The sequence below is a fragment of the Shewanella psychrotolerans genome (genome assembly GCF_019457595.1).
Taxonomy (GTDB): Bacteria; Pseudomonadota; Gammaproteobacteria; order Enterobacterales; family Shewanellaceae; genus Shewanella; species Shewanella psychrotolerans.
On record NZ_CP080419.1, the window covers coordinates 2,598,066 to 2,621,129 of the forward strand.

A 23,064-nucleotide genomic window follows, 5' to 3' on the forward strand; every position below is an offset into this window, starting at 1 on the left:
GAACAAAAGATTATCGACTGAATTTAAACCTGTAGAAGATAAGATAGCACCTATAGAAACTCGGGATAAAACGGATCATTTGAGCCGTTTTATCCTTCGGTTGTCATCATTCTATCTGCTCAAGAAAATCGATGGCTACACTCAGATCTCGGGTACGATGCATGGGTGGCAAAGAGTTGATAAATGCCTGTCCGTAGGGGCGATTAACGATACGGTTATCACACAAGATCAATACGCCGCGATCTTTTTCATCACGGATCAATCGACCTACGCCTTGATTTAAGGTGATAACCGCTTGCGGCAAAGATAAGCTCATAAAAGGGTCGTTACCTTCACGCATAACCCCTTCGGCTCTCGCCTTATACAAGGTGTCATCGGGTGACATAAACGGCAGTTTATCAATAATAACGCAGCTTAACAGCTTACCGCGCACATCGACGCCCTCCCAAAACGCCCCCGTCCCCAACAAGACCGCATTGCCCAATTGACGATACTTTTTCAGCAAGGTTTGTTTGCCCGCCTGGCCCTGCACTAATAAGGGATATTGCACTCGACCGTGTAGCGCTTGCGCCACCTGATTGAGCATTCGATGACTAGTAAACAGCATGAAAGTGCGACCTTTAGCGGCATTGATAGCTTTTATCGCCACATCAACCAGCTGCTTAGTGGCATTATCATGTTGGCTGACGCTGCCAAGATGACGAGGCACACAAAATAGCGCTTGGCGGCCATAGTCAAATGGACTATCTAAGATCAAGCTTTTAGCAGCATTAAGCCCAAGTGATTTGGTGAATAGACTAAGATCACGATTAATTTGTAAGGTCGCTGAGGTAAAGATCCAACTGGTGTCAGCTCGAAACAGTGCTTCACACTCCTTGGCCACATTGATAGGTGAAATACGCAGCAGGATATGTCGATAGCCATATTCGACGCTGTAGGCGCTATTGTGATTATCACATTGGAAAAATACCGCCAATTTACTTAAGTAAGCATCGAGTTTTTCAACACAATCATCGAACTCTTCATTACGGCCAAGATATCCGAGCAACATATTTTTATAGGCAGTTAGCTCCTCTAGCAATCCCCACGAGGCGGCCATCAACTCTCGATTACCGAGTAAGTAACGCCAATCCACTTGCTCTGTTGCAAACATTAAAGATTGCCATTGTTCAAGTTGGGTTAAACAACGTGCCGTCATGGCTGCTATCTGCGGCGAGTCAGCCATAGATTGTCGATAAAGGTTGGCAAATTGTTCAATAAGATTAAGTAAACTTTTGATACTCAGTTGCTGACCAAAATAAGTCACCGCAATATCGGGCAGCAGGTGAGCCTCATCGAAGATAACCGCATCGGTATCGGGCAATAGCTCGGCAAACCCGGTCTCTTTTAGAATACTATCGGCAAAAAACAGATGATGGTTAACCACGATCACCTTAGCATCCATCGCCTTTTGCCGCGCTTTACGGGTAAAACAGGCTTCATAATGCTCGCAGGCCTTGCCGATGCAACTCTCTTTTGAGCTCACGACTAACGGCAGCGCCGCTGAGTTCTCCGAAACTGAATTTATCCCGCCGATGTCGCCATCGATGGTCTGACCCGCCCATTGATTGATCCGCAAAAGATCATCTAACACTTGGCTATCCATCACATCGGCGCCGCTGAGTTGCCGCTCCATATTGCGCTGACACAGATAGTTACTACGCCCTTTAAGTAACGCGACCTTCAGTTTGATATCGAGCATCTGTTGCAGTGCAGGCAAGTCTTTAAAAAACAGCTGTTCTTGTAAGTTTTTACTGCCGGTACTGACAATAATTTGCTTACCACTTAACAGCGCAGGAACAAGATAGGCATAGGTTTTCCCCACACCGGTTCCCGCCTCCACGACCAGATTTTGACCATTCCAAATGGCCTCGCTCACTGCCGACGCCATTTGTTGCTGTTGAGGTCGACAACTGTAGCCACTCACTAAATGGGCAATGACGCCGTCATTAGCAAATATCCGCTGCACCTCTTGGGTTAATCTGCTGCTGGTCAATCTAGGTCCATGCTCAATCTGATATAAAGTGATGCAGGCATTATCCGTGTTTCACCTTTGAGTACAAGTAGAGGCCGTTACCAAGATAGCTATTTGGATAACAAGTTTGCTCGAAAAGGTGAATATTTTTCATTGCAGTAAAATAAGGGTTGCATAAACATCCAATCTTGATTAGTTTAAATACAACTTAGGCGAAAGCATCGCCAAATTACACAATTATCGACACGAGAAAAGAATATGACACAGCGTTTGAACACTATCCATCATCACCATCATATGCGGTAGCCTTCGGACGCTTACTGCCGGAGGACTATTTCCTTCTGGCGGTTGATTCAAGAAAGATCAAAAACCCCTGGAAGGAATTCCGGGGGTTTTTAGTTTTAAATTTAAGCTTTTGTTTTTATACAATTAATTTTATTGAATCAACGTAGAGGAAGTCAGTTATGTCAGAGTCAAACAGATTACGTATCGCCATCCAGAAATCGGGGCGCCTATCTAAAGAATCACAAAAGCTATTAAAAAGTTGTGGTGTTAAGTTTAACGTTAACGAACAACGCCTTATCGCACACTCTGACAATATGCCAATCGACCTTCTGCGTGTGCGTGACGATGATATTCCTGGTTTAGTCATGGATGGCGTGGTTGATCTCGGCATCATTGGTGAAAACGTGCTCGAAGAGGAGCAGATTGAGCGTCAAACCTTAGGCAAACCATCGGAATGCCTCAAGCTGAGAGAGCTTGATTTTGGCGCCTGTCGACTATCACTTGCCGTACCAACCGAATTTAGTTATCAAGATGCGACCTCACTCGAAGGGCTTAGAATCGCCACCTCTTACCCGAATCTACTTCGCCGTTATATGCAAAAAAAGGGCATAAGTTATCGCGACTGTATGCTCAAGGGATCGGTGGAAGTCGCGCCTCGTGCAGGCCTTGCCGATGGGATCTGTGACTTGGTATCAACTGGGGCCACTCTAGAAGCAAATGGCCTGTATGAAACTGAAGTGATCTACCAATCTATGGCTTGCATCATTCAATCGACACAAGAGCAAACCCCAAAAAAGCAAGCGTTGATCAACAAAATCCTCTCTCGTATCAATGGCGTTGTACGTGCCAAAGAGAGTAAATATATTCTACTACACGCCCCTACCGAAACTCTCGATCAAATTGTGGCCCTGTTACCTGGTGCAGAGAACCCAACCGTACTGCCCTTGAATGATGATACCAATCGCGTCGCTATCCACGCGGTAAGCACTGAAGATCTGTTCTGGGATACTATGGAGGAGCTGACTCAGCTCGGAGCCAGTTCAATACTGGTCATGCCAATCGAAAAAATGATGGGTTAACACTATGACATTAACGACGAGTACTAATGTGATTAAGGTCGAGATGCAACAACTCAAGTGGGCAGAGTTAAGCCTTGCTGAGCAACAACAGGCGTTGCAGCGCTCTCCCCTCGTTGGCGATTTGGCGCTAGAGCAAAGTGTCAAAAACATTATTGATAAGGTGGCTAACGAAGGTGATGTCGCGCTCAAGCAGTTTTCAAAGCAGTTTGATGACGTCGAGTTAGATGAACTTGCACTGTCTGACGTTGAGATAAAGGCCGCTTGCGCTAGGGTTAACGATGAGATAAAAACTGCCATCGCGCAAGCGATGAGCAACATTGAGACCTTCCATAAAGCGCAAGCATTTCAAGGTATTGATGTTGAAACTCAAACGGGTGTGCGCTGTGAGCTTCGCAGTGAGCCTATCGAGAAAGTGGGGCTCTATATTCCTGGAGGCAGTGCACCGCTCATTTCCACCGTATTGATGCTCGCATTGCCAGCCAACATTGCGGGATGTGAGCAACGTGTATTGGTCAGCCCTCCCCCTATTGATGATGCCATCGTCTACGCTGCCAATGCATGTGGGATCACAGAGATTTTTCAAGTGGGCGGTGCCCAAGCCATCGCAGCCCTCGCATTAGGCACTGAGACGATCCCTGCGGTAGATAAGATTTTTGGCCCCGGTAATCGCTATGTCACCGAAGCTAAACGTCTGGTATCCCAAGATAGTCGCTGCGTGGTGAGTATCGATATGCCAGCGGGCCCATCAGAGGTCTTAGTTATCGCAGATGAAGACGCTAACCCCAGCTTTATTGCCGCCGACCTATTATCTCAAGCGGAGCACGGCCCAGACTCTCAAGTAATGCTGGTCACCGACAGTCAAAACCTCGCTAATGAAGTCAATCAAGCACTGCAGCAGCAACTTGCGCTATTACCTAGAGCCGATATTGCGACAACGGCATTAAGTTGCAGCCGTACCATATTAGTTGACGATATGAACGAAGCGGCCAAGGTATCCAACCGTTATGGCCCAGAACACTTAATTATTCAAACCAATGCGCCCCGTGAGCTACTTAAGCAAATTCGCGCAGCAGGGTCGGTATTTTTAGGGGCTTACACACCTGAGTCGGTTGGCGATTACGCCAGTGGCACCAATCATGTGTTACCCACTTACGGTTATAGCAGAGCCGTATCTAGCCTATCACTTGCCGATTTTAGCCGCCGATTTACCGTGCAAGAACTCAGTGCAGAAGGTTTAATGGGGCTAGGCCAAAGCGTAATGACACTTGCTAGCGCCGAGCAACTCGATGCGCACAGAAATGCCGTTGCAGTGCGCCTACTTAGCATTGAAACCGAAACAAATATAGAGAAGGAAGCCTAATATGGGTCAGCAGAAGTTAACTATTGCCGAGCGACTTGCACGCCCAGAACTACTGACGCTGCAGCCCTATCAATCTGCACGCCGCATTGGAGGTGAGGGTCAAATTTGGATCAATGCCAATGAGTCGCCTTTTAACAACAGTGATATCGATAATCTCAACCGTTATCCTGAATGTCAGCCACCAGCACTCATTAACGCCTATGCGCAATACGCCAAGGTGCGCTGCGAACAAGTCGTCACTAGTCGCGGTGCCGATGAAGCCATTGAACTATTGATCCGCACATTTTGTGTGCCGGGCAAAGATAGTATCGCCTGTTTTGGCCCGACCTATGGTATGTACGCCATTAGCGCACAAACCTTTAATGTCGGCGTTAATGCCCTGCGTCTCAATGATGAGTATCAACTGCCAAATGATATCGCAGAACAAGTTACTGATGCTAAGTTAGTGTTTATTTGTAACCCCAACAATCCCACTGGTACAGTCATTAGCCCAGAGGTAATAGCGCAGGTTATCGCAAAGCTGCCTGATGCACTCGTTGTTGTCGATGAAGCCTATATCGAGTTTTGCCCAGACTACAGCGTTGCCAACCTTATCGACCAGTTTGACAACCTCATAGTGCTACGCACCTTGTCCAAAGCATTTGCGCTGGCTGGCGCGCGCTGCGGCTTTATGCTCGCCAATAGTGAGATCATTGAAATGGTGATGCGAGTCATCGCGCCCTACCCAGTGCCTTTGCCAGTATCGAATCTTGCTTGCGAGGCGCTAAACCCACAAGGGATCGACACCATGAAACAACAAGTCAGCCAACTTAAACAAAATGGTTTACGACTCAGTGAAGCCTTACTGCGCATCGGTGCTAAAGTGCTACCCGCCAATGGCAACTTTGTGCTGGCGAGCTTTAATGATGTGACCGAGATGCAAAATAAACTTAAACAAGGTGGTGTTGTTACCCGCGCTTACAAAGACCCCGCCCTTGCTGACAGTATTCGCTTTAGTTTTGCCAGCGATGAGCAAACTGATACGTTAATCAATCTGCTCGTCGATTAGTGGCCGCGAAGCACTGACATTAACCAATATAACCCTAGATAGCGGCACAGAATAAGAATTGAAATTGAAGGTAGAATAAAGATGAAGCAAAAGATCCTTTTTATCGATAGAGATGGCACCATCATCGAAGAGCCAATCACCGACAAACAAGTTGATAGCTTAGCCAAGTTGGTCTTTGAGCCACAAGTTATCCCTGCACTACTTAAGCTACAAAAAGCGGGTTATCGGCTCGTGATGGTCAGTAACCAAGATGGATTAGGCACACCGTCATTCCCAAAAGATGATTTTGATGCCCCGCAAAACATGATGATGCAGATCTTAACCAGTCAAGGTGTGGTCTTCGATGAGGTGCTTATCTGCCCTCACTTTAATGATGAAAACTGCAGTTGTCGCAAACCTAAATTGGGTTTAGTAAAATCCTATCTTACCGAAGGCCGCGTCGATTTTACCGCATCAGCCGTAATTGGCGACCGAGAAACCGATCTAGGTCTTGCCGATGCCATGGGAATAGCGGGACTGCAATACAACCGTGAGACCCTAAACTGGGATGCGATTGCCGATAAGCTGCTAAGCAACGATCGCGTTGCAACCGTTGTACGTACCACCAAAGAAACCGACATTCGCGTCACTATTGATTTAGATAGCCAACAGAAAAGTGACATCAATACAGGCATAGGCTTTTTTGACCACATGCTCGACCAAATCGCTACCCACGGCAGCTTTAAGATGGATGTCAGCGTCGATGGCGACTTAGAGATTGACGATCACCACAGCGTTGAAGATACCGCGTTGGCTATTGGTGACGCACTAAGACAAGCCCTGGGTGACAAGCGCGGCATCGCCCGCTTTGGCTTTAGCATCCCGATGGATGAAGCCAGTGCATCTTGTTTGCTGGACCTATCAGGTCGACCATTCATTAAGTTTGACGGCCAATTTGAACGTGAAATGGTGGGCGAAATGGCCACCGAAATGGTGCCGCATTTTTTCCGCTCTTTCGCCGACGGACTGCGCTGTACTCTGCACTTATCTACCAATGGCGATAACGATCACCACAAAGTTGAAAGTCTATTTAAAGTGCTTGGTCGTACCCTTCGCCAAGCCGTCAAAGTCGAGGGTGATGCCTTGCCATCAAGTAAAGGTGTGTTATGAGCAATGATAAAGACAGCACCATAATCATCGACACAGGCTGCGCCAATTTAAGCTCGGTTCGCTATGCTTTTGAGCGCATCGGTGCCGATGTTGAAATTTGTGACGATTTGGCCAAGATCAACGCAGCTACCCGGGTCGTACTACCCGGTGTGGGTAGCGCTCAAGCGGCTATGGCATCACTTAATGACAAGTCCCTCGTTGATACCATTAAGTCATTAACCCAACCCGTACTGGGCGTCTGCCTTGGCATGCAGATGATGACCAACTCATCGACTGAGCGCGGTAACTTTGCGGCTCAAAGCAGCACTGACGGTTGTCGTTGCTTAGAACTTATCGACACAGAGATTGGCGACCTCGATAGCCATGGACTACCACTGCCTCACATGGGCTGGAACCAGATAACGCCAACTGACCACCCACTGTTTGCAGGAATTGCCGCTGGCAGTTATGTCTATTTTGTTCATAGCTACCGCGCGCCAATCAGTCAATACACCATAGCCAAGAGTGAATATGGTGAAGCTTTTAGCGCTGCTATCGCTAAAGATAATTTTATGGGGGTGCAATTTCACCCTGAAAAAAGTGCCGCCATTGGCGCGCAGATCCTGAAAAATTTTATGAAAATGACCCGTGACAATCTAACCCCACAAAGATCGGAGGCCGCCCAATGATCATTCCTGCAATCGATCTTATCGACGGCCAAGTGGTTCGCCTCTATCAAGGCGACTATAACCAACAAACGACTTTTGCCTTAAGCCCATTAAGCCAGCTGCAATCTTATCAAGCTCAAGGCGCCAAATGGCTACATATCGTTGACCTTACTGGTGCGAAAGACCCAGAGCAACGCCAAACAACATTGATCGCTGAGTTAGTAAACGGACTCGATGCCAATATTCAAGTGGGCGGTGGTATTCGCAGTGAGGCACAAGTGGCTGAGCTGCTCGAAATCGGCGTCAAACGGGTGGTAATAGGCTCGCTCGCAGTGAAAGAGACCGCGCTGGTCCAAAGCTGGTTTACCAAATATGGCAGCGACGCCATCTGCTTAGCACTCGATGTCAATATCAATGAGCAAGGCGAAAAAATCGTTGCCGTATCGGGTTGGCAGTCGGGTGGTGGTAAAACCCTTGAATCACTGGTCGAGGCTTTTAAGCCTTTTGGCCTAAAACACGCGCTGGTGACCGACATCAGCCGTGATGGTACGCTTAAGGGCAGCAACACCGAATTATACCAAGAAATAGCTCAACTTTATCCCGATATTGCATGGCAAGCCTCTGGTGGCATCGCTAGCCTCGAGGATGTTGCAGCAGTAAGAGATAGCGGCGCTAGCGGGATTATTATCGGCAAAGCACTGTTAATTGAAAACTTTACTGCTTCGGAGGCAATCCAATGTTGGCCAAACGCATAGTCCCCTGTCTCGATGTACGCGAAGGTAAAGTGGTTAAAGGCGTGCAGTTTCGTAACCATGAAATTGTCGGCGATATCGTGCCACTGGCCGCACGTTACGCGCTCGAGGGCGCCGATGAACTGGTGTTTTACGACATCACCGCCAGCGCTCACGACAGAGTTGTCGATAAAAGCTGGGTTAGCCGCGTCGCTGAGCAGATAGATATCCCCTTCTGTGTTGCTGGTGGCATCAAGAGTATCGAGCAGGCGCGTGAGAAGCTTGCCTTTGGTGCCGATAAGATCTCCATCAACTCACCGGCTTTGAGCGATCCTAGCCTTATCGATCGCCTGCAAGATGAGTTTGGCCGCCAATGCATCGTCATCGGCATCGACTCCTTTTATGACGCCGACAGTCACAGCTACAAGGTGAAACAGTTTACCGGTGACGAAGCCGCCACCAAAGATACCCAATGGTATACCCAAGACTGGGTCGAAGAGGTGCAAAAGCGCGGCTGCGGCGAAATCGTACTCAATGTGATGAACCAAGACGGCGTGCGCCAAGGCTATGATCTAAAACAGCTCTCAATGATCAGGGCGATATGCGATGTCCCATTAATTGCCTCTGGTGGCGCTGGCACGATGGCGCACTTTAAAGAAGTGTTTGAAGAGGCCAAAGTGGATGCAGCATTAGCCGCAAGTGTATTTCATAAAGGGATCATCGACATTCAAGCATTAAAACGTTACCTCATCGACAACGGCATTAGCATGCGAATTTAAGCGACGTCAGTTATTAAGCTTAAGGATAAACAATGAAAACCATTGAACAATTTGCCCAACTCGATTGGGATAAACAGCAGGGACTTATGCCTGCCGTGGTGCAAAACTACCTTACAGGTAAAGTATTAATGCTCGGCTATATGGATAAAGCCGCATTAACAAAAACCCTAGACACCAAAATGGTCACCTTCTTTAGTCGCAGTAAACAGCGGCTGTGGACCAAAGGTGAGACCTCTGGTAACACCCTAGATTTAGTGGCCATCGATTGTGACTGCGACAATGACAGCTTATTAGTGCAAGTGATCCCCAATGGTCCCACTTGTCACCTCGAACGGGAAAGCTGCTGGCCAGACGGGGATGCGCATACGTTTATCGATAACTTGGCGAAACTCATCAAATCCCGCAAGGGCCAAGATGCCAAGAGCAGTTACACGGCTCACCTGTTTGAGCGAGGCACTAAACGTATCGCCCAAAAAGTTGGCGAAGAAGGATTAGAAACCGCGCTCGCTGCAGCGACGAATGATAAACCCGAACTAATCGACGAAGCATCCGATCTTATCTATCACTTGTTAGTGCTACTTGAAGATCAAGAATTAACATTGGCAGATATTACGGCTAACTTACTAGCACGCCATCGCAAGTCTAGTCAGTAATACTGTTAGATATAAATTAAGAAGGAGCTAACTCTATGCTGAGCGACCTCCTTTTTATTGCTTAAAATCCCATAAAAGTAAGAGTTTTAGCACTTTTATATCCAGCTCTAAGAGATTGATCATCTGCAAAATAAAACACACTGTTTTCTAGGCGCTTTTATGGCGAAAGAGCTGTTGTCAGTCGCGAGTTCTGCTACAATTTCGGCGTAATTTATCCCTCTACTCATTACATAAAAAATAAAACCCTATGAATCAATCAAACAAAGTTTTAGCCGTTAACGATGATCTGCCGATCCGTACAGATAAAGCAGTTCATTCTGGCAAAGTACGCAGTGTATATTGGCTCACCGCCGAAGACAGTGCCCGTCTTATCGAGCAAAAAGGATATGACGTACCAGCTGATACGCCACTGGCCATTATGGTGATCAGCGACCGTATTTCGGCCTTTGACTGCATTTGGCAAGGTGAAAACGGCTTAAATGGCGTACCTGGAAAAGGCGCTGCACTTAATGCCATCTCAAATCATTGGTTCAAACTGTTTAAAGAGAAAGGACTGGCCGATAGTCATATTCTCGATGTACCACATCCATTTGTGTGGATCGTACAAAAAGCTAAACCAGTGATGGTTGAGGCGATTGCAAGACAGTACATTACTGGATCGATGTGGCGCGCTTATAGCAAAGGCGAGCGTGATTTTTGCGGTATCACGCTACCTGAAGGCTTAGAGAAGGATCAAAAGCTAGATGAAGTATTAATCACCCCATCAACCAAAGGCGTGTTAACGGGTCTTGAAGGCGTGCCGGAAGCTGATGATGTTAATGTATCTCGCGCCGATCTTGAGCGTCATCTAGAAGGATTTAACTTCCATGCGAAAAGCGATATCGATTTATATGAAAAGCTGCTAAAGGAAGGCTTTGCCGTCATCAGTGATGCTTTAGCAGAACAAGATCAAATTTTTGTCGATACCAAATTTGAGTTTGGCTACGTAAAAGATGCCAGCGGCCAAGAGAAGCTTATCTACATGGATGAAGTCGGCACTCCTGACTCATCACGAATTTGGGATGGTGAAGCTCGCCGCAACGGCAAGATCGTTGAGAAATCAAAAGAGGGCTTCCGCCAGTGGTTACTAAATCACTTCCCTGATCCTGATATTCTGCTGAACAAAGAGCGTATGCCCGAGCGTTTTGCTCTCGCTCGTGATAATAAGTTGCCAACAGAAGTGATGATGGATATCTCAAATACCTATGTTGGTATAGCTGAAACTATCATAGGCAAAAAACTTGTCTTAAGTGACAACCCACGTCAGGAAGTCATTGATATCCTCCGTGACGAGTATCAGCTTATCGTGGAATAAATTAAATGATATACAAAAAAGCGCAATCGACCTTTTAGGTGATTGCGCTTTTTTATTAAATGTTCTCCGGCATTGGCGAACACAATGAACAAAATTTAATGTAAGACTTTGATCAGAAATAATTACTTACAATTAGCACATTATGAAATATAGCCAACCCCATCATGATAAATGCCTCACATAATCGATGTTACCCAGCTTTAATTAAGTTACAAGAATGTTTCACACAGGATAATCAAATACTTTAAAGATCAACAGTCTAGCATTCGAAAGTAAGACAAAGAACTCAATCAAAACACTTACTTAACATTGGTATTTATTATCAAACTCAATATTGAAATCTAAAAACCATCACATTAAACCAACCGAGACACAATCAATCGACATGATCTCAATTTATCATTAATTGAAACTTAAAATTTGTATTTGATATAGATCACCCTCACTTGGTATGGTTACGCGTCAATATAGGTTTAACACGGCAACAGACTATAAAACTCAATAACATGTTGCTCGCAATCACCCAGGGAGAATCCATGCGTAAGTCCATTATCACCACCGCTATTTTAGCGAGCTTAGCCCTTACCGGCTGCAGTGAAGCACCAGCGAAAAAAGAAGACCCCGTAAAAACGAATACTGCCGCATCAACTGAAGTTCAAGCAAGTAACGTACTAATGCATAAAAGTGATTTGCAATATCAAGCGCCACAATTTGATCAAATCACAATGGCTGACTATGCCCCCGCATTTAGCCAAGGCATTGCCGAACATGACGCCGATATAGCAAAAATCACAGCCAATAAAGCGGCACCTACATTCGATAATACAATTGTAGCCATGGAAAAATCAGGGGCCTTGTTAACAACAGTTTCTAAGACCTTTTTCAACCTCGCCAGCATGAATTCATCCGATGAAGTGCAAGCACTTCAAGCGGAGCTCGCTCCTAAGCTAGCGGCTCATAGCGACAATATCTATTTAAATCCTGAGCTATTTTCCCGCGTTGAGGCTGTCTATCAGTCACGCAAAGCGTTATCAGCAGAAGATCAACGTTTAGTCGAGTTTTATTATCAAGCGTTTGAGCGTGCTGGTGCCAAGTTATCTGACGCTGACAAACAGAAGATGCGTGATCTCAATAGCCAATTAGCCAGCTTAACCACCGAATTTTCAAAGAATGTACTCAGTTCTTTCAAAAATGACGTGATCATGGTTAATGACAAAGCCGAGCTTGATGGTTTATCTGAAGCTGAAATATCCACCTTAGCTCAAGCGGCCAAAGACGCTGGTAAAGAGGGCTATCTTATCACACTGGTGAACACCACCAGACAACCTATTCTCACCAGCCTGAACAACCGTGCGCTTCGTCAACGGGTATGGGAAACTTCCGCTAACCGTGCGATGGATCTTAACGGCCCCAATATTATTAAGCAGTCACATTTACATGCAGAAAAAGCCGCACTGCTCGGTTACGACTCATGGGCTGATTATACCGTTGCTGACCAAATGGCTAAAAAACCTGCCGCTGTCTACGAGATCTTAGATAACTTGGCCCCCCAAGCGGTAGAAAAAGCTAAGCAGGAAGCGGCAGATATCCAAGCTGAAATCGCAAAAACTGGTGAGAAATTTGAATTAGCACCATGGGATTGGGCTTATTATGCGGAAAAAGTCAGAAAGGAAAAATACGATCTCGATCAGAGTTTAGTTACGCCCTACTTTGAATTTAACCGCGTATTAAACGACGGTATGTTCTTCGCCATGGAGAAACTTTACGGCATCACGGTAAAACCTCGCAACGATCTACCAGTATGGAACCCTGACGTACTCGCCTATGAAGTCTTTAATAAAGACGGTTCATCTTTCGGTATTTTTTATCTTGATCCCTATGCTCGAGAAGGAAAAAATGGCGGAGCCTGGATGGATGAATTTGTGACTCAAAGCGGTTTACTGGGTAATAAGCCTGTTATCTATAATGCGTTAAACATTCCTAAGCCTGCGTCAGGACCAACGCTAATGACCTTCGATGAAGTGACCACCATGTTCCACGAATTTGGTCATGCTGTTCATGGGCTATTCTCTGATGTGAAATACCCAAGTTTAGCGGGTACCGCCACTGCACGTGATTTCGTCGAGTTTCCTTCACAAGCAAACGAAGATTGGGCAATTGACCCTCAGGTTATCGCCAACTATGCCAAGCACTACCAAACTGGCGAACCTATCCCTGCAAAATTACTCGAGAAGGTATTAGCAGCAAGTAAATTCGGTCAAGGTTTCGACACGACAGAATATCTAGCCGCTGCTATTTTGGATATGGAATGGCACTCAATTGGCGTCGACGCTAACATTAACGATGTCGCTAAGTTTGAACATGAGGCTCTGGCTAAACACGGAATCGATTTTGCGCCTATTCCACCACGTTACAAATCGGCTTACTTTAGCCATGCCTTTACTGGTGGCTATTCTGCGGGTTACTACGCCTACCTATGGACCGAAGTATTCGCAGCCGATGCATTTAGCTATATGAGTCATAACGGGGGCTTATCATTATCAAACGGTAATAGCTTCCGTAATAATGTATTGTCTAAAGGAAATAGTGAAGACTTGATGCAAGACTACATTAAGTTTACCGGCAGAAAACCCACGGTTGATGCGCTACTGAAACGTAGAGGACTTGTTGACTAAGTTGATTAAGCCGACTCGTTGACTAAGACATAGTGTCTTAAACAAGCCAAAAAAACGGCAGCCTATTTAGGTTGCCGTTTTTATTTATAATAATCAGTTAACTTGAACTAGCAATAACCGATATCGACAGCCAGTAAAGAATCCACCTGCTGTATTAGGTGATTTAGGGATAAAATTAAAAAAGTGAGTAAAGCTTATAGCCTAAGTCACCTTTCTGCTTTCCATCTTTTAGCTGCCATCACTCAAGTCAGACTTAAGCACCAATAAAATGGTGAATATCACTAATAGATTGATGGCTCTCCTGGAGGACGCGTACGTAATACTTTTAAGAACCACATATATTGCTCAGGGTAAGCACTTATTACCTGCTCTACAGCCCTATTGAGTGCAAGCGCTTCATTCTCCTTGCCTTGCATCTGCTCTGGTGCTATCGGTGCCATGACCGTCAGCTTATACTTTCTACGTTTTTGATCGTAGCCTATCTTAACCGGCATCACTTGCGCATTTCCTGCTGTTGCTAACCGACCAACAACAGGAAGGGTGGCTTTAACCGTGGCAAAAAACGGCGCAAATACGCTTTTTTCCGGCCCTAAATCTTCATCGGGCAGATAGAAAAAACTATTATCATTTTTCAACTCCGAAAGCAGAGCGCGAATACCCGCTTCACGCATATAGATATTTCCGCCTTGAGAGCTGCGCATCCTATTGTTAAACCAATCAAATAATTTATTGCGATGTGCTTTGGCCATAGAAACCATGGGCAAGTCGACATTTAATCTTAATCCAGCATACTCGATCCCCCAAACATGAGGCATGATGAAAATTACAGGTTGCCCAGCGTCTCGAGCTTGCTGCACATGCTCAAAGCCTTCTAGCTCAACTCTGCGGCGTAAATTGGCTGTAGAACGAATGAGCAACTCTGATTGCGCAAGCAAGGTCATCACAAAGTTTTCAATGTTATCATCGAGTAACTGCACAATTTCTGACTCAGACTTTTCTGGAAAACAGGCTTGTAGATTTGCCCGTGCAACACGTAACGGCTTTTGGGCTATCTTCTTCACCAACTTAGCGAGCATTCGCGCGATAGGATCCCGTAACCAGGCAGGCATTAAGCCAAAAACGACCAATATAGCTATCGCAATCCATGTCGGCCAATGCTTAGGATGTAATAGTTCAGCCTTAAAACGACGATCAAAATATTTTGGTTTTCTAGACAAGAAACTCAACCTCAAACTTGCAAAGTGTTGTATCAACAAAACTTAAATAGACAACTTAATTTAATTGCAGCGAAAACGGACCAATACAGGCATAGGTTAAAAAGACTCGTGCTTTGCACTAATCAAAAAAACGACATCTATATGGATCGCGCCAACCATCAAATGGGCTAAATAGTTGAAACCACAAGGGGTTAGATACAACTAGGCACATAAAAAACAGAAAAAGCCACTCAATGAGTGGCCTTAACTTTTAACTCAGTCTAGCTATTTACCGGCATTAGCCTCTTCAACTCGACTCTTCAGCTTCTGTCCTGGACGGAAAGTCACCACTCGACGAGCAGAAATTGGAATATCCTCGCCTGTTTTAGGGTTTCTTCCCGGTCTTTGATTCTTGTCCCTAAGGTCAAAGTTGCCAAAGCCAGATAACTTGACCTGCTCACCGTTTTCGAGTGCTTGACGAATTTCTTCGAAAAACGTCTCAACCATCTCTTTAGCCACTCGCTTATTAATACCAAGCGTTTCAAAAAGATGTTCTGCCATTTCGGCTTTGGTAAGTGCCATACTTTTAATCCCTCAACAATGCGTTGAACTCTGACTTGAGTTCAGAAACTACCTTATCAACCATCTCGGCAATCTCTTTTTCTTCAAGTGTACGAGCGTTATCTTGTAGTGTAAGTGCTATCGCCAGACTCTTTTTACCTGGTTCAACACCTTTACCTTGGTATACATCGAACAAGTTTAAGCCAACCAACTGATTTTCGCCAACTTTTCTTATCAAATTTACGACACTTCCTGCAGACACTTGCTCATCAACAACAATAGCGATGTCTCTACGGTTTGCTGGAAACTTAGATACAGCCTGAGCTTGCGGCAAACTTGCATGTAATAAAGCATCTAATTCGAGTTCAAAAACAAATGTTTTTCCGTTCAGTCCAAATGGCTTTTCAAGGCTAGGATGAACTGCACCGATGACACCAATTACACGATCATTTCTTAATATTTCAGCACATTGCCCTGGATGAAGAGCTGGATGTGTTGCTGATCTAAAAGTAAATTCTTCGTCAGAAACTGTCAAGCCGATAATTGCTTCTAAGTCACCTTTAAGATCGAAGAAGTCAACGGTTTTTGATTCCATTGTCCAATGTTCATCATTTTGGTTACCAGAAATCACCGCGCCCAGCATAGGCTGCTGACGTACATTTGATTCGGCAGTTTCATCAGGAACGAAACGCAGACCCGTTTCAAACAATCTAACACGGTTTTGTTGACGGCTTTGGTTATACCCCACTGCGGTTAACAAGCCTGTGAACATAGACAAACGCATCGCCGACATTTCGACTGATATTGGGTTAGGCAAAATCATCGCTGCTTCACTGGGGTGAAGGAGTTCTTGAAGCTTTGGATCAACAAAACTATAAGTTACTGCTTCTTGGAAACCACGAGCAACCATCATAGCGCGTACACGCTTTAAGCTGATGTCTGACTCTTTATGATCTGGCATACGTAGCGCTGCTACTGGGGCGGTATTTGGAATATTATTGTATCCATAAATACGCGCAACTTCTTCGATGAGATCTTCTTCAATCGCCATATCGAAACGGTATGTCGCGGTGATCACATTCCAAGTCTCACCAGCGAACTCAACACTAAAGCCTAGGCGCTCTAAAATCTCTGTCACGTCGCTATCACTGATATGGTGACCAAGAACTCTATCGAGCTTGCTACGGCGCAGCTGAATGCTTACAGGCTTAGGAAGATGTTCATCTGATTTGGACTCAACAACTGGGCCAGCTTCACCGCCACAGATATCAAGCACAAGACGTGTTGCTCTATCCATCACTTTAGCTTGCAGCTCAGGATCGACACCGCGTTCAAAACGATGTGATGAGTCCGTATGTAAACCTAATCGACGAGACTTCCCCATAATCGCGAGTGGTGCAAAAAACGCACACTCAAGCAGAATGTCTTTAGTATCATCGGTTACGCCTGATGCTTCACCACCAAATACGCCAGCAAGAGCCAACGCTTTTTGTTTATCGGCAATAACTAATGTATCGGAGGGCACCGTAATTTCATTACCATCGAGTAAAGTAAGCTTTTCTTCACCATCAGCTAAGCGGATAATAATATCGCCTGCTAAAGTCGCTAAATCAAACGCATGCATAGGCTGACCAAACTCGATCAACACATAGTTGGTAATGTCTACAATCGGGTCAATTGATCGAATACCACTGCGGCGTAGCTTCTCTTGCATCCACAAAGGAGACGGTGCTTTAACATTGACGTTCTTTACCACACGACCAAGGTAACGAGGGCATGATGCAGGCGCTTGGTTATCGATAGTGATGGCATCATCAATCGATGGGGTTACCGCTTCCCAAGTCGGCTCGGTCACCGCTTGACGATTCAACACACCCACTTCACGAGCCAAACCAGCCATGCCTAAGCAATCTGCACGGTTCGCGGTCAGATCCACATCAATGACGGCATCATTAAGATCAAGGTAGTCACGCACATCGCTGCCAATTGGCGCATCGAGTGGCAGCTCAATAATGCCATCGCTCTCGATATCAATACCAAGCTCGCCATAAGAACAAAGCATACCAAATGAGGGTTGACCACGAAGTTTAGCCTTCTTGATCTTAAAATCACCGGGTAATACAGCACCCACCATTGCAACAGCAACTTTGAGGCCTAAACGACAATTTGGCGCGCCGCATACGATATCGATCAATTCGTCTTGACCCACATTGATTTTGGTTACGCGTAATTTGTCTGCATCAGGATGCTGACCACATTCAACGACTTCGCCTATGATAACGCCAGAGAATTCACCCGCCACGGCATCAATACCATCGACCTCTAGGCCAGCCATGGTGATCTGGTGCGAAAGCGCTTCACGAGTTACATCAGGATTAACCCATTCACGAAGCCAAGATTCACTAAATTTCATTTTTTACTCGCTCCGTTATTTGAATTGCTTAAGAAAACGTAGATCGTTTTCGAAGAATGAACGCAGATCGTTAACTCCGTAACGCAGCATAGAGAGACGCTCTACACCCATACCGAAAGCAAACCCTTGATACTTTTCAGGATCAATTCCTACGCTGCGCAGTACATTTGGATGCACCATGCCGCAACCCAATACTTCTAACCACTTGCCGTTTTTGCCCATCACATCCACTTCCGCTGAAGGCTCAGTGAAAGGGAAATAGGAAGGACGGAAGCGCACTTGCAAATCTTCTTCAAAAAAGTTGCGTAGGAAATCGTGTAAGATCCCTTTCAGTTCGGCAAAATTAACATTTTCATCCACCATCAAGCCTTCTACTTGATGGAACATTGGCGTATGTGTTTGGTCGTAATCGTTACGATAAACACGACCAGGAGAGATAATTCTCAGCGGTGGCTGCTCATTTTCCATCGTACGGATCTGTACACCGGACGTTTGAGTACGCAGCATCAACTTTGGATTAAAATAGAAAGTATCATGATCGGCACGGGCAGGATGATGCTCAGAAATATTCAGTGCATCGAAGTTATGGAAATCATCTTCGATTTCAGGCCCCTGCTTTACGCTAAAACCAAGTTCACCAAAGAAGGTTTCGATACGTTCGATTGTACGCGTCACAGGGTGAAGCCCACCGTTATCAATACAGCGACCTGGTAGCGTAACGTCAATGCTTTCTTGCGCTAATTTCGCTTCCAGTTCCAATGCTTTTAAACCATCAATACGTTCAGATAGTTTTTGTTGCACGGCTTGCTTAGCTTGGTTAACGGCTTGACCAAAAGCGGGTTTCTCTTCTGCGCTAAGCTTACCCATCATCTTCATCATGTCGGTGATCTTACCTTTTTTACCTAGGTAATCGACACGAAGATCATCGAGGGCTTTCAGATCATCTGTCCCTTCGATAGCCTGCAAGGCCTGTTCTACGATTTCTGTTAACTGTGACATCATCTCTTCCAGTACGCCTGCCCCCCAAGGTTGAGAGCCAAGACTTGCTATGTGCTAACTATTCATCTTGCGAAAATAGAAAAAGAGACAAATTTTACGTGACCATAGGCCGTTTGACTAGGGCTTATTTGGTATTTTTCTAACGAAATCCGAGAGAAAAGCAATCTAACTAAACCACATAACATGGAGTTGCACAAAAATCGCCCCCTCATCGCACCCTCTATGTCATTTTGATTCGAACTAACATGGCACATAGACAATCAAGAACTGTTATTCTTGGCTTGGCTGACTGTATTTAGCACCATGGCTTATAACCTCCTCAGCATGAAGATAAAGTGCTGTGTTTTATGATGATTTCAATATATCCGCTTTATTGGAGGGACTTTGTTACTTGTCGCAATGAATAAACGACAAAATTTAACAATAATTTAAAAAGATCGATTCATTCCTAATGCATTTTGAATTAATCTTGGACAATAACATTATGCGATCTGGAGTTGACCAAGGAAAATGGTAATCGACATCCCAAATAAGGTATTTACACCTGATACTAAATGGAAAAATAGCCTTATTTTTAAATTTACTATCGTCCAATTTGTGGTTGCAACCTTGATCATCACTTTGAGTATTTGGCTAATTTTTTCGACAGAAAAAAAACACCATATGGATACTCAACTCAGCCTTAGTCAAAACTATGGCCAATCGGTTATCGCACAGCTTCAAAATATCTTATCGAAAATAGATGTCATAGCTAATAGTATCGGTATCATTGGCGAAACCTATAAAGACCAACCCCAAATTATTGATGAGCTGCTCCCCTCCCTATTAACGGTTGAAAATAAGACTCAACTCATCGCTGGTGGTGGTATCTGGCCCGAACCGCATGCCTTCTTAATTGATAAACAGTTTCACAGTTTCTTTTGGGCCAGAAATAAAGCAGACAAGTTTACTCGAGTAAACGGATATGACTCTCCAAGTGGCCCAGGATATCATCAAGAAAAGTGGTACCAACCAGTAAAATATTTTCAAAATAGTCATACCCATTGGTCTGAAACCTATATCGATCCTTTTACCAAAGAGGTAATGATCACCGCTTCTGTTCCTATGCGTGCCGAGCACCAATTCATTGGTGTCGCTACTGTAGATGTGTCTCTTGCAGGATTAAACAAGTATTTTAATTTTTCAGATCAAAATCCATTATCTAAGGGATATATTTTAGCACTAGATGGATACAATAATTTACTGTCAGCCCCATTCGATCAACTAAGCGAAAAATCACAAAATCCGTCACTATTGGGACAACCATTACATCAACTTATCGCGCTTTATCCTGAGTTGGCCAAAATTGAAGACGCAGTAAATTTACTCGATCAACAGTTCTATGAACAATCGATACAATATCCCGCCTATCAAACAGCACAACTACAAGCATTGCTCGACAATACGCCAAAGGATAAACGTCAGCGACTCTCGGCATTAATTAATTCGGCTCTGCAACCTAAGCCATTTAAAGCCAATACCGTCACCTTAGAATTAGCGTCGAGCCCACTATTCGATGAACCCGTATTAGTGTCCATTCTCACCATGGCACAGACACAATGGAAAATAATCTTAGTCACACCACTTTCAAGCCTATCTCAACAAGCTAATGCCATCGCCATAAAACTGGGTGCCTTTCTATTATTAGCTCAACTACTCGCGCTAATCATCTTGTTTGTATTTCAACACAAGCTGTTTATTATACCGATTTTTAAAGTCGTTTCGGCACTTCAAAGTGGCAACTTAGGGCAGCTAGAACTAGATGCCAATAAACGTCATGATGAACTTGGACAGTTATCAAAAGCCTTTATCGCTAGAAGTAACCAACTCGAGATCGCTTATGCAAGTCTTGACGCCAGCAACTTAGCACTAGAGCAGCAACTCGCAATGCAGCGTATAGCGCAAACAGAACTAGAAACCAAAAAGGAACTAATTAATTCACTATTGAATGCGTCACAAAACGTGATATGCATTAAAGATACTGATGGTCGATACACGTTAGTTAATGATAAATTTTGTGAAATATTAGGCGTCGAGCGCAATAAAATCCTCGGCACAAGAGACGTCGATATCTACCCAGAGAATATTGCTCAAGTTATTACGAGTCATGATGCCATCATCAAAGCCACCGATAATGCACAAAGTTTCGAACAACCTATGCCTACCATTTATGGTGAGCGTGTTTTCTTAATCACTAAATATCCCATAAAAGATACCGAAGGTAATCTTATCGCATTGGGCGCGATGGCAATGGATATCAATAGCTTAAAGGAAAAACTATCAGAACAAGAACAAACGATTATATCGCTATCGACCAAGGTGACATCATTACAACAAGCTATTGAGCAGCACCGTGAACATGCTAAAGCCGTTTTGATTGAGCAAAAAAATAGTAAAACAGATCCCGATAAAATCGGACCGACGGAAGTAACATATCAAAAACTAATGCTACAAATGATAACTGAATTAAATCGACAGCAGTTAACAGCATTAGAACAGCTAGTGGTCATAGCCGCCAAAGTTGAATACTTAAATGAAAGTCACCCACATTCAGCTGTGTTAATGGAAAAGCTAACGGAGCAAATAGACATATTGCGCCACACCAAGCCTTTACTGGCGGTAGAGCAGCAGAGCAAATCAATTATGCTCGAGCCATTTCTACAAGATATCTTTGCCACATTAGCACCGAAATTGAGTAGTAAAAAAATAAATTGGACAATTAGCTGTACGCCCCAGCTATCAATAGCAATGCCTGCATGGCATCTATTTACCCTATGCTATCAATTGATCAACAACACCATTTTCCATGCTTTTCCTGATGATCTTGTTACCGATAAAACAAAACAACTTCAAGTAAGCGCTAACGTTTTTAATGGCGTACTTAAGATTACATTTAGAGATACCGGTGTTGGCATCACATCAACCAGTTTAGACAATATAAAATTGCAGCTAAATGACCTAAACCGTCATGGTACTTTAGTTGATATTCATCACTGGCTGCTTTCTCATTATGATGGTTGCTTGTCGATAACATCGGTTGCAACAGAGTTCACCGAAATAGAATGTCAGCTAAAACTTCCACACTGATTTTTCCACACAAAATAGCGTTCAGCGTTAGTCAATTTAATGTGGAGGAATAATCCTAACAGGTCAGTCCCTTACATAGAGACATCCACGAGATAATGCCCCTGTAACCAATTGCGACCAATCAGGAATTTATTGGTCATTTTGGAACGATCACGCAAATTAACTTTAACCTTATATTCTAATCCTGGCTCTCCCACATTCAGCTCAACCATATAACGTACCTCGCTTCCTTGAGCATTTCTGATAAGAGAAGTTTCTACGATACGGGCATGAACGCGATGAGATTCGCCTTTCTCATTCTCAGTAGTAAAATAGAGCATCTTACCAACATTGAGCTCCATCTCTTCTACTCCACCTTCAATCTTTAAGTCGACGGCATGAAGTGAGTTTTCAACAGCCCCACTATCGATACGAGTTTCAAAAATCAATCCCGTTTCAACAATACTAATAGGCGCTACAGGCCCTATAATACGCTTCTCTGCAACATCAACGATATACCTATCCTTTAACCAATTTCGTCCGATCAGTAACTTATAGTCCATATGTTCACGATCTCTAAGGTTGACATTAACCTTACGGCTCTTACCATCAAAACGCACATTTAGGGCAACCATATAGCGAGTTTCTCTACCTTGAGAGTTACTGACCGTCGAGGTCTTAACTATTTTTGCACTGAGTCGTTTCTGTTCGCCTTTCGCATTTTTTGTCGTAAACCATATGGTTTTACCCACATTATCTTTCATCTTTTTAGCACTGCCGCCTTCAATGTCTATATCAAAGGCATTTAGTGAGGTGTTGGCCGCGCCAGTATCTATACGCGCTTCATAGCTTAGCCCAGCTTCTTCGACAGACATGACAGCGGTTGGCCCAATAATCTCTTTCTCCGCAGCTGTGGCTGATATAGATAAAAGTATTGAACATAAAAATAATCTCTTAAGCATCTTGAACCCTTAAACCTTATAAAACAAAAAGCCGACATCTATGCCGGCAATTTT

17 protein-coding genes and 1 other annotated feature are annotated in these 23,064 nt (G+C 44.5%); of the genes, 11 read left to right on the top strand and 6 right to left on the bottom strand.

Going from position 1 to position 23,064, the window contains the following annotated elements; all coding sequences use genetic code 11:
- Positions 1-106: 106 nt before the first annotated feature.
- Entirely contained in the window at positions 107-2,035 is a 1,929-nt protein-coding gene (yoaA, locus tag K0I62_RS11420; protein WP_258404988.1) for a DNA repair helicase YoaA, read from the bottom strand.
- A 260-nt stretch (positions 2,036-2,295) separates the two neighbouring features.
- Positions 2,296-2,416: a sequence feature (His leader region), on the top strand.
- 62 nt (positions 2,417-2,478) lie between these two features.
- Here yoaA and hisG point away from each other — a divergent pair.
- The 10 genes from hisG (at position 2,479) to K0I62_RS11470 (ending at position 13,774) form a co-directional block, all read left to right on the top strand.
- Complete coding sequence (gene hisG, locus K0I62_RS11425; RefSeq protein ID WP_220068265.1) at positions 2,479-3,378, top strand: ATP phosphoribosyltransferase; 900 nt, start codon at positions 2,479-2,481, stop codon at positions 3,376-3,378.
- Between the two features lie 43 nt (positions 3,379-3,421).
- Entirely contained in the window at positions 3,422-4,738 is a 1,317-nt protein-coding gene (gene hisD, locus K0I62_RS11430; protein WP_220071364.1) for a histidinol dehydrogenase, read from the top strand.
- A 1-nt stretch (position 4,739) separates the two neighbouring features.
- Positions 4,740-5,786, top strand: coding sequence for a histidinol-phosphate transaminase (hisC, locus tag K0I62_RS11435; protein WP_220068266.1), 1,047 nt, complete (start codon positions 4,740-4,742; stop codon positions 5,784-5,786).
- A gap of 81 nt (positions 5,787-5,867) precedes the next feature.
- On the top strand, positions 5,868-6,935 hold the full coding sequence (hisB, locus tag K0I62_RS11440; RefSeq protein ID WP_220068267.1) for a bifunctional histidinol-phosphatase/imidazoleglycerol-phosphate dehydratase HisB: 1,068 nt from the start codon (positions 5,868-5,870) through the stop codon (positions 6,933-6,935).
- Positions 6,932-7,603, top strand: coding sequence for an imidazole glycerol phosphate synthase subunit HisH (gene hisH, locus K0I62_RS11445; protein ID WP_220068268.1), 672 nt, complete (start codon positions 6,932-6,934; stop codon positions 7,601-7,603). Before hisB ends, hisH begins: the two co-directional genes overlap by 4 nt.
- Positions 7,600-8,337: a 1-(5-phosphoribosyl)-5-[(5-phosphoribosylamino)methylideneamino]imidazole-4-carboxamide isomerase gene (gene hisA, locus K0I62_RS11450; protein WP_220068269.1), complete on the top strand. Its 738-nt coding sequence runs from the start codon at positions 7,600-7,602 to the stop codon at positions 8,335-8,337. Before hisH ends, hisA begins: the two co-directional genes overlap by 4 nt.
- A complete protein-coding gene (gene hisF, locus K0I62_RS11455) occupies positions 8,319-9,092 on the top strand; it encodes an imidazole glycerol phosphate synthase subunit HisF (protein WP_220068270.1) in 774 nt (257 codons plus the stop codon). Before hisA ends, hisF begins: the two co-directional genes overlap by 19 nt.
- 32 nt (positions 9,093-9,124) lie before the next feature.
- Entirely contained in the window at positions 9,125-9,745 is a 621-nt protein-coding gene (gene hisIE / locus K0I62_RS11460) for a bifunctional phosphoribosyl-AMP cyclohydrolase/phosphoribosyl-ATP diphosphatase HisIE (RefSeq protein ID WP_220068271.1), read from the top strand.
- A 247-nt stretch (positions 9,746-9,992) separates the two neighbouring features.
- Positions 9,993-11,099: a phosphoribosylaminoimidazolesuccinocarboxamide synthase gene (locus K0I62_RS11465; RefSeq protein WP_220068272.1), complete on the top strand. Its 1,107-nt coding sequence runs from the start codon at positions 9,993-9,995 to the stop codon at positions 11,097-11,099.
- A 536-nt stretch (positions 11,100-11,635) separates the two neighbouring features.
- Positions 11,636-13,774 carry a M3 family metallopeptidase gene (locus K0I62_RS11470; protein ID WP_220068273.1) on the top strand — a complete coding sequence of 713 codons (2,139 nt, stop codon included), beginning with the start codon at positions 11,636-11,638 and terminating at the stop codon, positions 13,772-13,774.
- Between the two features lie 281 nt (positions 13,775-14,055).
- Here the strand turns inward: K0I62_RS11470 and lpxM are convergent, their stop codons facing one another.
- The 4 genes from lpxM to pheS all read right to left on the bottom strand — a co-directional run bounded on the left by lpxM (position 14,056) and on the right by pheS (position 18,943).
- Positions 14,056-14,991 (bottom strand): lauroyl-Kdo(2)-lipid IV(A) myristoyltransferase, encoded by a 936-nt coding sequence (lpxM, locus tag K0I62_RS11475; protein ID WP_220068274.1) that lies wholly within the window; start codon positions 14,989-14,991, stop codon positions 14,056-14,058.
- 264 nt (positions 14,992-15,255) lie between these two features.
- Positions 15,256-15,552 (bottom strand): integration host factor subunit alpha, encoded by a 297-nt coding sequence (gene ihfA / locus K0I62_RS11480; protein ID WP_220061103.1) that lies wholly within the window; start codon positions 15,550-15,552, stop codon positions 15,256-15,258.
- A 4-nt stretch (positions 15,553-15,556) separates the two neighbouring features.
- Positions 15,557-17,944, bottom strand: coding sequence for a phenylalanine--tRNA ligase subunit beta (pheT, locus tag K0I62_RS11485; protein WP_220068275.1), 2,388 nt, complete (start codon positions 17,942-17,944; stop codon positions 15,557-15,559).
- A 15-nt stretch (positions 17,945-17,959) separates the two neighbouring features.
- Entirely contained in the window at positions 17,960-18,943 is a 984-nt protein-coding gene (pheS, locus tag K0I62_RS11490) for a phenylalanine--tRNA ligase subunit alpha (protein WP_220068276.1), read from the bottom strand.
- A gap of 510 nt (positions 18,944-19,453) precedes the next feature.
- Between pheS and K0I62_RS11495 the strand changes: the two genes are divergently transcribed.
- Complete coding sequence (locus tag K0I62_RS11495; protein WP_220068277.1) at positions 19,454-22,069, top strand: PAS domain-containing protein; 2,616 nt, start codon at positions 19,454-19,456, stop codon at positions 22,067-22,069.
- A 71-nt stretch (positions 22,070-22,140) separates the two neighbouring features.
- On the opposite strand, the gene K0I62_RS11500 is transcribed toward K0I62_RS11495, so the two are convergent.
- The gene (locus K0I62_RS11500; RefSeq protein ID WP_220068278.1) at positions 22,141-23,010 is read right to left on the bottom strand and encodes a putative ATP-dependent zinc protease; all 870 of its coding nucleotides are present in this window, start codon (positions 23,008-23,010) and stop codon (positions 22,141-22,143) included.
- Positions 23,011-23,064 lie beyond the last annotated feature (54 nt).